Consider the following 13,767-nt stretch of genomic DNA (forward strand, 5'->3'; position numbering starts at 1 on the left):
AAGGCCGACGCAATCACAGGTTCGGAGGTGCGCGTACAACCCGGCGTACCGGGATCTCGTCGTCCTCGACATACAGGGTGTTGACCAGAACCATGGCGCTTGCCGCCAGTGGAGTAGCGAACACGACGCCCAGCGCGCCGAGCAGGCCGCCGAACAGAACCTGCGCGCCGATCGCGAGTGCGGGCGGGAGCTGGACGCTGCGCTCGTCGACCAGCGGCGCAACCAGGTAGTTTTCCGCGGTCTGCACGCCAAGGTAGAGGAGCGCGACATGGAGCAGCGCCTCCGGCCCCAGCGCGATGGCGACGAGCACGGCGGGCACGGCGGCGAGCACCGGGCCGAGGTAGGGCACGAAGTCGAGCACGAAGGCGATCAGGCCGAGCGCCAGTGCGAGCGGAACGTCGAGCAACAGCAGGCCGATGGTCACCGAGACGCCGACCATGGTCATCTTGGCGAAGGTGCCGATCAACCACCAGCGCAGGGTGTCGGTCAGTTCGTCGAGCACGTTTGCCGCGCGGTCGCGAGCGCGCGGCGGGAACAGGCGCAGCAGGCCGCGGCGATAGGTATGGGGCGCGGCGGCTGCATACAGGCCGATGAAGATGACGATCAGCAGGCCGACGACGGCACCCAGCGTGGTGGAGAAAGCGCCGCTCAGATGGATCAGCCAATTCTCGTTGTTCGCCATTACCGCGCGGATGTTCTGTTCCGACAGCAGGGTGCGCGCCCACGCGTACTTGCGGAGCACCTTCAGCATCTCACCCCAGGCTTCACCGAGGCGGGGGCCGAGCTGCTCGAGCTGGTTCGCAAGTTCGGCACCGAGAAAGATGCCGCCAAGACCGAGCACGGCGCCCAGGGCGAGCAGCACTGCCGCGAGCGACAGCGGCTCCGGCAGACCGCTGGCCTTGCGCAGGGCATCGGTCAGCCCGGACAGGAATACCGCGAATAGCACTCCGGCGAACAACAGCAACAGCACATCGGCAATCGCCCACACCAGCAGGCCGACAACGAGCACGATCACCACCGCGGCGACGGTGACGATCGAGCGGTCGGCGCGACGCGCGTCTCCGAGTTCGCCGGGAAGGGCGCGGCCCGGCGCGCGCAGTCGCACGTGCCGGGGCAGCGGCGCACGGGCTTTCAAACCGCGCCCGTCCATTCGGCGTCGCCTTCGACCCGGACCTGTAGCGGCATCCGCGGGCGTCTGATCGTCAGTGGCACGCAGTCTTCCGGCGCGACCACGCGCTCGGGCATCGATCGATCGCCAGGCGCTTCGTCGCACATCATGATCACCGCCTTGCCGGTCTGCGCCCCTCCGGTCACCGGGGCCCGAAGCTGCTGCGGAGGCAGGATCACGATGCCGTGAAAGGTCGCGCCGAGCGGCCGGCGCGCGTGGGCTGGCGCAGAGAATGCGGCGCAACCGACCAGTGCGGCGAGGATGAGGACGAGGCGCGCCGACCTGGCGGCCGGCCAGCCGGGAGGCACAAGACAATGCGTAGGGGAATGCATGACGATCGACCTCCGCGAACCTGATGACATCTGCACAGCAACCGGTGTGCCCCGGGGCGCACCGGCCAGAACGCGGATTGCGCGCGGTGTCGGACCGGCGGCGCGGGGCGCGGTCGGCCGCGCCGGGCCACACTGCCCGCGCGCCGACCGGCCACGCTGCGGTGGGCACGCTGGGCGGGTGCTGTAAGGCTTACAGCAGGGCGGTAATTCCTGCTGAGGTGACTGAGCCGATTCGTGCCGGTCACCGCCGGCTCGACGCCGATTCCCCGGCGCCGGCGTCAGTGCAGCTTCACGCGGGGGCGGGAGCGGCGTGACAGCCATTGGCCGACGGTGAGCAACAAGGTAGTTGCCGGCCCCAGCAACAGCGCCAGATGGCGGCGGTAGAGCAGCCAGTAGCTGAGGCGGGCGGGAACACCGCCCACGGTGAGCTTGCCCGCCCCGGAAGTATCCAGGCTGCCCACGGCCTGGTCCTGCCCGAGGGAGATCAGATTCCCCCGTTCGCGATAGCAGAAGGCGAGCGGCGGCTTGCCATCCACATGTCCTCTCAGAGAACGAGCAAGCAGCCTTGCCTGCTGCTGCGCAGCCTGGGCCTTGGGAGGGACGGGGCGCCCATCCGGCTCGGGCGTGCAACTGGCGCAGTCACCGAAGGCGTAGATGTTCTCGTCGACGGTGGTCTGCAGAGTGGCATGGACGAGCAACTGGCGTTGTCGATTGGTTTCGAGCCCGCCGAGGGCGTCGAGCACGGGCGGTCCCTGAACCCCGGCTGCCCACACCGCCAGGTCGGCCTCCAGCAGTCCTGCGTCTTCGAGCAGCACCCCCTCGGCGCGCACCTCGGCCACGCGTTGACCGACGCGGATGGAAACCCCCCGGGCGCGGAGATCCTCTTCGGCGCGGGCCACGATCTGGTCGGGCAGGGGGCCGAGTATCCGCTTTCCGGCCTCGACGACGGTAATGCGCAGCGGCTGCTGCAGTTGCTGCAACTGGATGCCGTAGGAGGCGATCTCGTCGGCGGCGCCGGTGAGTTCGGCAGCCAGTTCCACGCCGGTGGCACCGCCGCCGACGATGACCACGTGCACCGGATCACCCTCGTTGAACTCGGCGCGGGCACACAGGGCGAGCAGCCGGCGATGGAAACGCTCCGCGTCCTCGAGGTTGTTCAGCGACATCGCGTGACGACGCGCGCCCGGCGTACCGAAGTCGTTGTCGATCGCCCCGATCGCGATCACCAGGGTGTCGTAGGCGAGCGGCCGGCGCGGCGCGATGTCCAGTCCGTCCTCGTCCACCAGCGGCGCGAGCCATATCTGCCGCAGGCTGCGGTCGAGCCCCTCCATGCTGCCGAGGTGAAAGCGGAAATGGTGCCGCCTCGCCTGTTGCAGGTAATCGATCTTGTTGTCGCTCGAACTCAGCGTCCCGGAAGCCACTTCATGCAGGAGCGGCTTCCACACATGCGTGAGGGTGCCATCGACGAGCACGACCTCCGCCTTGCCCCGGCGTCCGACCGCGTCACCCAGCCGCGCCGCAAGCTCCAGCCCACCTGCGCCGCCGCCCACGATCACGATCCGGTGACAGGCGGGCGGGGTGGTGCGGTCCGCGGGCGCAAACTCGGCGCCGGTATCCGGCGGCGGGGCTTCGACCTCGACGTGACGATCGCTCACGTCCGCCGGCCTCCTAGGTGAGCAAGTCGGCGAGCTCGTCGGCATGCTGCTCCTCGGTGGCGAGGATGCCTTCGAGCATCGTGCGGGTGGTCGGATCCTTGTCGCCGAAGACCTGGATCATTTCGCGGTAACTCTCGATCGCAATGCGTTCGGCAACCAGGTTCTCGCGGATCATGTCGGTGAGCGAATCGCAGGTGACGTATTCGGCATGGCTCCGGCCGCTGAGGCCGGCAGGGTCCATCTCGGGCGTGCCGCCGAGCTGAACGATCCGCCTTGCCAGCAGATCGGCATGGCCGAGTTCCTCGTTCGAATGAACGAGGAACTCGGCGGCGATCGGTTCCGACTGGATTCCGCTGGCGACCACGGCATGTTGCCGGTAGCGCAATACGCAGACCAGTTCGGTGGCGAGCGCGGCATTGAGCAGCTTGACGACAAACTGTGCGTCCAGCGGGTAGCCGGGGGTCCGCGCCCCGTCCTCGATCTGCTGGCGTGCCCGCGCCCGCAAGGTAGCGACATCGGAAAGGAATGTGCTGTCCGCGCCGCTGGCGGCGGTGGGCCCGGGGGCAGCTTGCGAAGCTTGGGCGCGACGGCCCATTGATTCATTCATGGTTGTCTCCAGGACGGCGGGGGGAAAAAGGACGCTCGCGCACGAGCGCGGTATCGCAATCCTGTTCCGCCTCCGCTGACGATAATGCCGGACGACACGGACGCGGCTGTCGGAGAAGTCCTATTCGCCCTGCACGCGAGGATCCGGCGCCCGACCGATGCGACCCTCTGCCCACAACGGCAGCGCTGAGGTTCCGCAACGCGTGTCCCACCTTCACCGCCGGCGCGCGACGGTGATCAGAAAACTTACCAGCGCCATCACCAGAAACACCACGAAGAGCACTTCGGCGATTCCCGCTGCGCCCGCGCCGAGACCGCTGAAGGCCACCCCGGCGGCAATGAGGGCGATCACGAAGAAAACGATGGCGTCGTGCAGCATGGTCTTCTCCTCGTAGGGCATGGGCCGCCCCCGGCATTCCGATTCCCGAGGGCGGCCGTGCTCAACTCAGAACCTGTCTTCCCAGTCTCGAACCTGCTTTTCCGCCTCCTCGCGGGTAATGCCGTAGCGCTCCTGAATGCGGCCGGTCAGCTCGACCCGCTTGCCGTCGATGACGTCGAAATCGTCGTCGGTGAGCTTGCCCCACTGCTGCTGAACCTTGCCCTTGAGCTGCTTCCAGTTGCCCTGAAAGATGTCCTTGTTCATGGTGCTCTCCTCGTGAAGTTGCGGATGTCGCGCGCTTCATGTCCTAACCGTGGCGACACGGTTCCACTGTAGAAGCCTGTCCTTGTCGGCCCCATCAGTGCGCTCCGAAACCCTGGTCAGATGAATCCGACAGGACTACTCGTATTCGGGGGAAGGGCAGGATGCGTGCCCCGGGGATCACGTCCACCGGCACCTCCTGCCGCGGAACGGGCAGCGGCCGTGCCAGCCTGGCGCCGGACGCGGATCAGGGCGCGGGACGGGGACTGCGGGGCAGGGCGCAGCGCACCGCGGTGCCGGTCGCCGGTTCGCTGTGCAGATCGAGGCGGCCGCCGTGCAGCGCCACGAGCTGGCTCACGATGTAGAGACCGAGTCCGGCGCCGTCGCTGCCGGCAACGGACGGGGCGGTGGAGCGCGTGGTGGCGAACGGCTTCGACAGCCGCGCGTGGACACCCTCCGGGAGCCGGCCGCGGTTTCGCACCGTCAGCAGCAGCTCGTCGGCATCGCTGCCGTCGAGTTCGATCCACACCGGCGTGTCCGCCTCGCCGTGCTTCAGTGCGTTGCCGACAAGATTGGACAGCACCTGGCCGAGGGCGCCCCGATCGCCCTTGAGCAACAGCGACCCGCGGGTGGCGACCGCGATCCGGGCGTGCTCGCCCGGTTGGTCGAATTCGTCGACGATGGTCCGCGTGAGCTCGCCCATATCGATCTCGTCGAACGTCACCTTGAGCGTTCCGGCGCGCAGCCGCGCCACGCCCAGCAGGCGCTCGACCATGGTCGCCATGCGCTGGCTGCTCGATTTGATGCGCGCGGCAATATCGCCCACTGTTGCCGGATCCGGGTTGCGCAGCAGCAACTCGGCGCCGGCCGCAATCGCGGCGAGCGGGTTGCGCAAGTCATGGCCGAGCACGGCGGCGAAACGCTCGTTCATGCGCAGGGCGTGGTCCAGGTCTTCGAGGCGGGCAGCGAGATCGCGCCGCTGCTCATACAGGTCGACGAACACCGCTACCTTGGACTGGAGGATATGGGGATCGAGCGGCTTGTAGAGAAAATCCACCGCACCGTGGCGATACCCTTCGGCCGTACGCAGCGGATCCTTGCTTGCCGCGGTGAGAAAGATCAGCGGAATCTCGGCCGTGCGCTCCACGCCGTGCATCAGGCGGGCGAGCTCGAAGCCGTCCATGCCCGGCATCTGCACGTCGAGCAGAACCAGTGCGACCTCGTGCGTGAGCAGGCATTCGAGTGCCTCGGTGGCCGAGCGTGCGAGGATCAGCTCGCGTTCGGGGCGGGCGAGAAGGGCCTCCAGCGCGACCAGGTTGTCGACGACATCGTCCACGATCAGGATGCAGGTGCGCTTCATGAACCACTGCCGCCAGCCATGGGCAACGACACGCGGCACAAGGCGATCAGGCGGGTCACGTCGATCGGTTTGGCCATGTAGTCGTTCGCGCCCGCATCGAGGCAGGCCTGACGGTCCTCCGTCGTCGCCTTCGCGGTGAGGGCGATGATGGGCAGGTCGTGCCCCCCGTCGCCTGCGCGGATGTGCCGGATGGCTTCGAAGCCGTCCATCTCGGGCATCATGATGTCCATCAGCACGAGATCGATCCCGCCTGCAGTCACGCGCTCGACCGCCTCGCGACCGTTGCGCGCGACCGCGACCTTGACCCCCAGCGGTTCGAAGGCGGCAATGAGTGCAAAAACGGTGCGCACGTCATCCTCGACGAGCAGGATGCAACGTCCGTCGAATATGGCGTCGTGCGTGCGCATCGCACTGCCCCGAATCCTGCCGGTCGCTTGCGCCCCCCTGCCGCGGTCCAGCACGGCCATGACTTCGTCCACCAGGCGTTCGGCCGCGAGGGCGCCCTTGACGACGATGCATTCGGCCTGGGCGAGCAGGCGTGATTCGTCTGCGCCGCTCGGCATCCGTCCGCTGGAGATGATCACCGGCGGCATGGAATTCTGCTCGCGTCCGGACAGGATTTCGAGCAGGACTTCGCCGATCGTCCCCGGCTGTCCAAGGGCGACCACCACGCAAGCGGGCGTGTGCTGATCGAGAATCCGCAGCGCTTCCACCACCGTGTCCGCTTCCATGATCTCCACACCCGGCACCCGCAACAGCCCGCGCCGGGTGGTGCGCAGTTGAACGTCGTCGCCGACCAGCAACACCCGCTTGCGCGGTAGCGCCATCACGGTCGCGTCACCGAGTTCGGGCCCGGGTTGCCATGCCGGATCGGCAATCGAGGTCGCGGGTGACGCTTCTGCGGACCCGACCGATACGCGGACGGGCGGCTCGGGGACGGGCGACTCGGGGACGGGCGACTCGGCGACCGGCGGCGGTTCGGGAGACGCCTGACGGGACGGAGGAACGGGCGTTGCAGCAAGACTGGCGGATTCCCGAGCCGGTCCGTCCACCGGGAGTTCGAGGAAGAAGGTGCTGCCGCGGCCGGGCTTGCTTTCGAACCACAGGCGCCCGCCCAGGCGCTCGGTCAGATTGCGCGAGATCGACAGCCCCAGGCCGGTACCGCCGAAGCGCCGGCGCGTCGAGCTGTCTGCCTGGCGAAAGGCCTCGAAGACCAGCGCATGGCGCTCGGGACCGATGCCGATGCCGGTGTCGCGCACGACAAAGCGCAGATGGTCGTCGCCCACCGGCGCCGCGCGAAACTCCACCTCACCCTGTTCGGTGAACTTGAATGCATTCGACAGCAGATTCCTCAGAATCTGCTGCAGATGCATCGCGTCGGTGCGCATCTGCAGTCCGCCGCACGCCTCGATGTCCACCCGGAAACGCAGTCGGCGCTGCTGCGCCACCGGCTCGAACATGGAAATCACCGTGCGCAGCAGCGGCTCGAGCAGGGTCGGTTCGAGTCGGAGTTCGAGCTTGCCGGCCTCGATCTTGGAGAGGTCGAGGATGTCGTCGATCAGCGCCAGCAGATCCGCATTGGCGTCATGGATGGTCTGCGCGTAGCGCACCTGCTCGGTGCTGAGCCTGCCGTCCGCATTGTCGGCCAGCAGGCGCGCCAGGATCAGCGCACTGTTGAGCGGGGTGCGCAATTCATGCGACAGGTTGGCGAGGAATTCGGACTTGAAACGGCTGGCCTGTTCGAGTTCGGCCGCCTGATTCCGCAAGTCGCGTTGCGTGTCGAGCAGCTCCACCTTCTGTGCCTCGAGGCGGGCGTTTGCGTGCTCCAGGTCCGCCTGCTGGCGCTCGAGCAGGGTGTGGGTCGCGCGCATACTGCGGCCATGCTCTTCGAGCTCCTGGTTGGCGGCATGCAAGGCCGCCTGTTGCGACTGAAGGGCTTCGCTCTGACGCTGGGTTTCCTCCAGCAGTTCGACCAGGTTGACCCGCATTTCCGACGATCGCAGGCTCATGCCCACGGCGTCGGCCACTTCCTCCAGCAGCGTGCCGCAACGGCGCAGCGCGCCCTCGCTCACCCAGCGCCGGTCGCCGACGAAGGCAATCTCCATGACGCCGCAGACCTGCTTGTGGGCGGTGAGCGGAAATGCGATCAGTGCGCGGGCGTTTGCATTTCCAGTGGCCGAGGACAGCTCGAAATAGGCGTCCGGAAGGCCGATCAGCGTGACCAGACGGCAATGTTCGGCCACTTCGCCGGCGATGCCTTCGCCCACCGGTATGGTCTGGCGCGCCTGCACCCGTTGGCCGAGCGCATACCCGCCCAGCAGGCGCAGGCTACGTCCTTCCAGGGTGTACATCGCGCCACCGGCGGCGCCGAGGTAGTGGCAGAGCTCGGTGGTGATCTCGCGCGCCAGCCTGGCCGGCTCGTTGTCCGCCAACAGGCGTTGGTGGACCCGTGATTCGCCCTCGCGCACCCAGGCCGTTTCGCGCAGCGCGGCCCGTGCGCGGATCATCGTCAGTGCCACCCAGGCGAGGCCCCACACCGCCATCATGCCCAGCAGCCGATTGATCGCGGCAACTTCGAACGAGCCGCCTGCACTCGTTCCCGGTGGCGAGAGCAGCAGACCGGCCACCTCGAGTACGCTGATCAGTGCGGCGGCAAGCAGCGCGACCGCGGGGCGGGTCTGCACCAGGCAAAGACCCAGAGGCAGGAGGTAGAACACCCATACCGCCATCCCCAGCGGCGTGGCGATGTCGACGAGGAACACGGTGACCAGCGTGAGCGCGGCGATGGCCAGAACAGTGGTGTCGCGACGGGAGTCCTCAGGTATCTGGCTATGCAGCATGAGGACCGTGCTCCTGTGCAAGGGGTCGTGACGCGCGCCGGATGATCGCGACCCCATGGCGAGGCCCCGAGGGGCGTGGGCGGATGGCACGACCAGGCGCGCCGCAGGCCGACGAGCAGCGATCAATCGTCATGGTGGGTGGCGCCAGCGGGTGACAGCGGATCCGGCGTGGTCGAGTTGCCCAGGCGCAGCGTCCACCGCTGTGCGCGGTGGGCGAAGCGGCAGCCGTAGCCCGCACACAGTGCCTGGACGTCGGCCAGATCGATACGCAACGCCGGCGCGATCAGCGCATCGACGTTCTCTTCGGGGCGATCGGCACGGGTCTCGGCGTTCAGCCGCCACTCGAGCCTTGCGCCATCGGCTGCTTGGTGGCAGGCAACATCGAGAACGCCGGGCGCGAGTTCGGAGTCGAGTACCGCGTAGAAGCAGGCATGCACCAGCAGATGGAGCGGCTGCGCCGTATAGCGGGGGCCGGGGGCGAGCAGTTCGCAGCTCACGTTGATGCCTTTGGCCGAGAACGGCAGCGCAAAGCCGGCGGCCGCCTTGCGTACCGCCTCGTCCACGCCGAGCGGCGTTTCGTCGTACAAGGCAAACCACGACACGCTGTATTGATGAAGACTGCGCAGCTTGTGCAGACAGAGCAGCGCGTGGTCGACGCCGGCAATGGCCGTTTCCATCGTTGCTCCCGGCTCCTGCAGTCGTCGACGCAGGATCTGCAGCTGGATCTGTGGCAACAGCAGGCCCCCTGCCAGGTCGTGGCGCACAGGCGATGCAACGCGGCGCAACACCCGCAACAGCGCACGGGCCGCAGCGCGCTCCCGCACTACCTCCGACAGGCCGCCCATTCGTCCGCTCGCTGCGGTGAGCTCATGGGCGCGGCCCGGACGTCAGCAGCCGCTGCAGGCAATCGAAGTCGAGTGGCTTGGTCAGTACCGCGTCGAATCCGGCGCTGGACATCAGATCGCGTTCTTCCGGAGCGGTATGGCCGGTCAGGGCGATCAGGCGCATTGCATCGCCACCCTCCCGTTGCCGGACCCATCGTGCCAGCTCGCAGCCATTCATTCCCGGCATGGAGATATCGAGCATCGCCACCTGCGGCCGCAGCGTGGTGATCGCCGAGCGCGCCTGGACACCGTCGTAGCAGGTATGGACCTCGAGGCCGAGCGAAGCGACGAAGTGAGACAGCAAGTCGGCAACATCGCGATTGTCGTCGGCGATCACGATTCTTCTGGCCTCATCCATAGTCGTCCTCCCCGCCTGCCGATCCCTCCCAACCGCGGATGGAGGGCGCTTTCCAACCGATACTGGGTCGCCGCGCGATCGATACCAGGCTTACCCGCGGGTCGCATTCCGGAGTGCCGAGCGGCGCGAATCCATGCGGTCGGTGTTTCGAGCAGCAAGAACGGTACCCGGCGAGCTCTTGGCACCCGGCTCGTGCGCAGCGCGGGGCGCAATCCGGGAGTTTCCATGGTCCGCTCCCGATGCGGCTGAAAAATGTGCACCGGTTGGAAAACATTACCATGGCGCCGCCCTTGCCCCGGGGCCTCGGGAGGTCATGCGCGAGGGCGGCGGCGCACGCACGGCGACGGCTGCGATGGCCCGGTCTATCCCTGCTTGGCCGCGATTGCGCGGGCCAGCTCCTCCTTGTTCATGCTCGAACGGCCGCGTATGCCGAGATCGCGAGCGCGCTCGTAAAGCTCGCGCCGGGTATGGCCCAGCACGTCCACCCCGCCGAAGGTTTCACCCTTGTTCCGGCGCTTGTTCGCGGTGGACTGTACGGAGCGCGGGTCGGAGGGGCCTGGTCGACGCTTGGGTTCCCAATGGTCGCCGACCTTCTCGAAGCTGTGCTTGAGGGCGGCAATCGCCGTGCGGCTGGCGCGCTCGCCGGAACCGTATTGCTTCTCGGCGTTTTCGAGCACGGCGGCGTAGGTGCGTTGCGCCTTCTGGGGGGACCGGCGCAGCGTGCGCGGGAGTTCGGTGGCGTGTTTGGGCATGATGGCTTTCCTCCTGGACGTCGGCATCTCCCCGCCACGTTCGTGTCGGGATGCATGTGCGCAGCCATGAGAAATCCGTGCCCGGGCGTTCACCGTTCGCCGACGTGGGCGGATGCCGGAGGATGCCCGATTGCCACCATGGCCTTTACCGGCAGGTGATCGGAGGCGATGCGCGACGCCGGGGTACGATGGGTTTCGAACGCAAGCAGCGTATGGCGGGGCCGGACCCACACCCGGTCGAGCGCAAACAGCGGAAAGCCGGACGGGAACGAGCGCTCGCCGGGAGCCTGGCCGAGCAGGCCGTGGAGCCAGCGCAAGGGTCGGCCCAGGGGCAGCCATTCGTTGATGTCGCCAAGCACGATCACGGTCTGTGCGACCGGAACATCATGCAGCAGATGCAGCATCCGGCGCACCTGCGAGCGCCGCTCGGCGGGTCGCAGACCGAGGTGGGTAACGATGACGCGGATCACATGGCCGGCCACCTCGAGGTCGATATCGATCGCGCCGCGGGGCTCGCATCGACGGTAGCTGAGGTCGTGGCGACGTACCGCGAGCACCGGATGCGAGGTGAGCAGCGCGTTGCCGAAGCTGCCCTCGTGACGCACGATGGTGTGGCCGGCAATGGCGGTCATTTGCGTTTCTGCGGCGAGGAAATCGAGCTGCATGGAATCGTGCCGACTGTCGGACAGGCTGTCGACCTCCTGCAGGCCGACGATGTCGCAACCGAGTTCATCGATGACCTGCGCGACCCGCCGCGGGTCCATGCGCCGGTCGCGTCCGACGCAGCGATGAATGTTGTAGGACGAGATCCTCAGGCAGTCCGGGCCGAGGGTCTCATCCAGGCTGCGCCAGCTAGCGAGGCCGCGCGTCCGCGTTGCCATCGGGGGCGGGCCGGTGCTGGGCGACCAGCCAGCGCCGTACCATCAGTGACAGGGCCAGTATGGCCGTGGCGGCGGCGGCGAGCAGGCCGTAATCGATCTGCGACGGATCGTGCAGCGCAGCCTCGAGCTGATCGCCGAAAACGGTGGTGGCAATGGTGCCGGGGAGCATTCCGATCAGGGTGCCGAGCATGAAAGTCGACAGCGGGATCCCGATCGCAGCGGCGACCACGCCTTCTACCGCAAACGGCGCGAGCGGAACCAGGCGCAGGGCGGTCACCGCGAGCAGGCCGCGCCGGCGCAGCGTGTCGGTGACACGCCGCAGGCGGGTGCCCGCCATGCTGCGCACCATGTGCGGAGGCAAGTACATGCCGGCGACGTAGGTCAACAGGGCGGCGAGGAGAATGCCCGTCAACGAGTAGATGAACCCGAGCACGGGGCCGAACGCAACGACCGCGGCGAGCGTGATCAGTGGGCGCGGGAACATCACCACGCAGGCCGGGGTGTAGGCGACGAGGATCAGCAGCGGGGCCCACGGCCGACTGGCAAACTCGCGTGCCCACTGCGTCACGCGCTCGGCGTCCACCCACTGCGCGAGCGGCGTGTAGCGCCATACCGCCGCGAGCAGCAGCAAGACGGTAATGCCCCCCCCGAGGCGGAACAGAATGCGCCGTGCGGGGGTGTGGAGACGATGCAGGCTGCGCGGTCCGCCGGCCGCGCCGTTGCCGTCGGGGTCCTCGGCGTCGGCAAGCTGTTCGACATTGAAACCCTCGATCAGGCTCTCCAGCGAGACCGGCTGGCCCGGGTCGCCGACGCTGGCGAGCTCGATGACCGCCTCCGGCCAGTCGGGCTGGTCCTCCAGCGCGCGCAGGGTACGGTCGCGCCCGGCGAGCGCGTCGATCGCCCCGTGCAAGCTTCCGTGATGGCGGACGGCCTCGTCGACGACCGCCGTGGCCACGTCCAGATGCTCGCCCAGCAGGCGATTGCGGAAATCGCGGATGGTGGCGGCCACACGAGTGTCACCGCGGGCCTCGATGACCGCATCGCATTCCGTATCCATGCCCATCGAGCGGTTGCACAGGTTGGCCGAGCCGACGCGCAGAATCTCGTCGTCGACGATCATCAGCTTGGAGTGCAGGTCTATGCACAGCCCCTCGGCGAGGCCTTCGACGTGCGCATAGTAGATGTGGAAGTGGCCATGGCGGTCCGCAGCGCGCAGGCGTTGCACGAGCCGCGAACGCAGGATGTGCATGGTGTGCTCTTCGAGCCAGCCGTGGCTGAACAGGCGCACGATGACGACGATCTCGGGGCCGTCGGGCTCGGCCAGGCGGGCCTCGAGCGCGTCGCCGATGCGGTAGGCGGTGAAGTACTGGTTCTCGATGTAGATGCTGCGCGTGGCCGCCGCGATCATGTCGAGGTACAGGGTTTCCACCTCGACGATGCCGGGGTAGCTCCCCACCGGAGGCAGCGTGCGCGCCAGGGCGACGTCCACGTTCTCGAAATCGTGCTCCAGACCGGCAGGCCACAGTGCCCGTTCGGGGATGACGGGGGCCGGCAGGCTGTGGCGGGTCGCCGCTTTCCACCGGCTGCGGACGATGCCGCCGAGTTCGCGCGCCGCGGCGCCGCTCATCGCCATCATGATGTCGTGAAACGGCGGATAGGGCTTGCCGTCGCATTCGCGCCGCGCGTCGTCCGCGCGGTGGGCGCAGGTGTCCCAACGACGGACCGTGAGGTCGAAGCCGCCAATGAAGGCGAGCACGTCGTCGATCACGATGATCTTCTGGTGATGGGACCCGGTCAGGGGATGGGTATTGTCGTAGGCCAGCTTCACCCGCCGATGCGGTCGCCAGCCCACGCCGTACACGGGGGGCAGTTCGCGGTCGGTGCCGTACACCATCGGGTAGTCCCAGTCGAGGATGTAGATGTGCAGGTCGCGGCGGCGCCGGACCAGCCAGTTCAGAAAGTCGCCCAGGCGGGACGGCGCCTGCCCGCGACCGCCCCGGGCAGGCTCGAAGTCGAGCAGGGTGTTGCTGTTGAAGTCCCACGCCAGTATGCCGATGAAATGGCGGGCCTGTTCGGCCGCCAGGGCAAAGGCGCGAAAGTAGTCCTCGCCGTCGACGAGCAAGGCCACCCGATCGGCACGCGCAAGCGCGCAGCAATTGCGGCCGACCGCGAACAGGCTCGGCGCGACGCCTGCGGGTGGCGCCGGCACGGTCTCCCTGCGAAGCAGGGGCGGGGAGGGCGGAGGACCGGTGGGCAAGGTAGGGGATGCTCCCGGTCGTTGTTCGGATCGC

The 13,767-nt window shown here is 67.8% G+C and carries 13 protein-coding genes; all 13 read right to left on the reverse strand.

The window, feature by feature from the left end; all coding sequences use genetic code 11:
- Positions 1–13: 13 nt before the first annotated feature.
- A complete protein-coding gene (locus tag AC3A35_RS15645; RefSeq protein WP_487437110.1) occupies positions 14–1,150 on the reverse strand; it encodes an AI-2E family transporter in 1,137 nt (378 codons plus the stop codon).
- A complete protein-coding gene (locus AC3A35_RS15650; protein ID WP_487437112.1) occupies positions 1,132–1,500 on the reverse strand; it encodes a hypothetical protein in 369 nt (122 codons plus the stop codon). The genes AC3A35_RS15645 and AC3A35_RS15650 overlap by 19 nt, the downstream gene beginning before the upstream one ends.
- Before the next feature lie 278 nt (positions 1,501–1,778).
- Positions 1,779–3,155, reverse strand: coding sequence for an NAD(P)/FAD-dependent oxidoreductase (locus tag AC3A35_RS15655; RefSeq protein ID WP_487437114.1), 1,377 nt, complete (start codon positions 3,153–3,155; stop codon positions 1,779–1,781).
- Between the two features lie 13 nt (positions 3,156–3,168).
- A complete protein-coding gene (locus AC3A35_RS15660; protein WP_487437116.1) occupies positions 3,169–3,762 on the reverse strand; it encodes a ferritin-like domain-containing protein in 594 nt (197 codons plus the stop codon).
- A gap of 213 nt (positions 3,763–3,975) precedes the next feature.
- On the reverse strand, positions 3,976–4,140 hold the full coding sequence (locus AC3A35_RS15665) for a DUF1328 domain-containing protein (protein WP_487437118.1): 165 nt from the start codon (positions 4,138–4,140) through the stop codon (positions 3,976–3,978).
- Positions 4,141–4,206: 66 nt separating this feature from the next.
- Positions 4,207–4,404 (reverse strand): CsbD family protein, encoded by a 198-nt coding sequence (locus AC3A35_RS15670; protein WP_487437120.1) that lies wholly within the window; start codon positions 4,402–4,404, stop codon positions 4,207–4,209.
- A gap of 244 nt (positions 4,405–4,648) precedes the next feature.
- On the reverse strand, positions 4,649–5,761 hold the full coding sequence (locus tag AC3A35_RS15675; RefSeq protein ID WP_487437122.1) for a hybrid sensor histidine kinase/response regulator: 1,113 nt from the start codon (positions 5,759–5,761) through the stop codon (positions 4,649–4,651).
- Positions 5,758–8,601 (reverse strand): hybrid sensor histidine kinase/response regulator, encoded by a 2,844-nt coding sequence (locus tag AC3A35_RS15680; RefSeq protein ID WP_487437124.1) that lies wholly within the window; start codon positions 8,599–8,601, stop codon positions 5,758–5,760. The genes AC3A35_RS15675 and AC3A35_RS15680 overlap by 4 nt, the downstream gene beginning before the upstream one ends.
- Before the next feature lie 122 nt (positions 8,602–8,723).
- Positions 8,724–9,446 (reverse strand): hypothetical protein, encoded by a 723-nt coding sequence (locus AC3A35_RS15685; RefSeq protein ID WP_487437126.1) that lies wholly within the window; start codon positions 9,444–9,446, stop codon positions 8,724–8,726.
- A gap of 22 nt (positions 9,447–9,468) precedes the next feature.
- On the reverse strand, positions 9,469–9,843 hold the full coding sequence (locus AC3A35_RS15690) for a response regulator (protein ID WP_487437128.1): 375 nt from the start codon (positions 9,841–9,843) through the stop codon (positions 9,469–9,471).
- A 362-nt stretch (positions 9,844–10,205) separates the two neighbouring features.
- Positions 10,206–10,595, reverse strand: coding sequence for a ChaB family protein (locus AC3A35_RS15695; RefSeq protein WP_487437130.1), 390 nt, complete (start codon positions 10,593–10,595; stop codon positions 10,206–10,208).
- Positions 10,596–10,684: 89 nt separating this feature from the next.
- Positions 10,685–11,476, reverse strand: coding sequence for an endonuclease/exonuclease/phosphatase family protein (locus tag AC3A35_RS15700; RefSeq protein ID WP_487437132.1), 792 nt, complete (start codon positions 11,474–11,476; stop codon positions 10,685–10,687).
- Entirely contained in the window at positions 11,448–13,685 is a 2,238-nt protein-coding gene (locus AC3A35_RS15705; RefSeq protein WP_487437133.1) for a VTT domain-containing protein, read from the reverse strand. Before AC3A35_RS15705 ends, AC3A35_RS15700 begins: the two co-directional genes overlap by 29 nt.
- Between the last annotated feature and the right edge of the window lie 82 nt (positions 13,686–13,767).

The sequence above is a fragment of the Azoarcus sp. Soil_N_20 genome, from assembly GCF_057656155.1.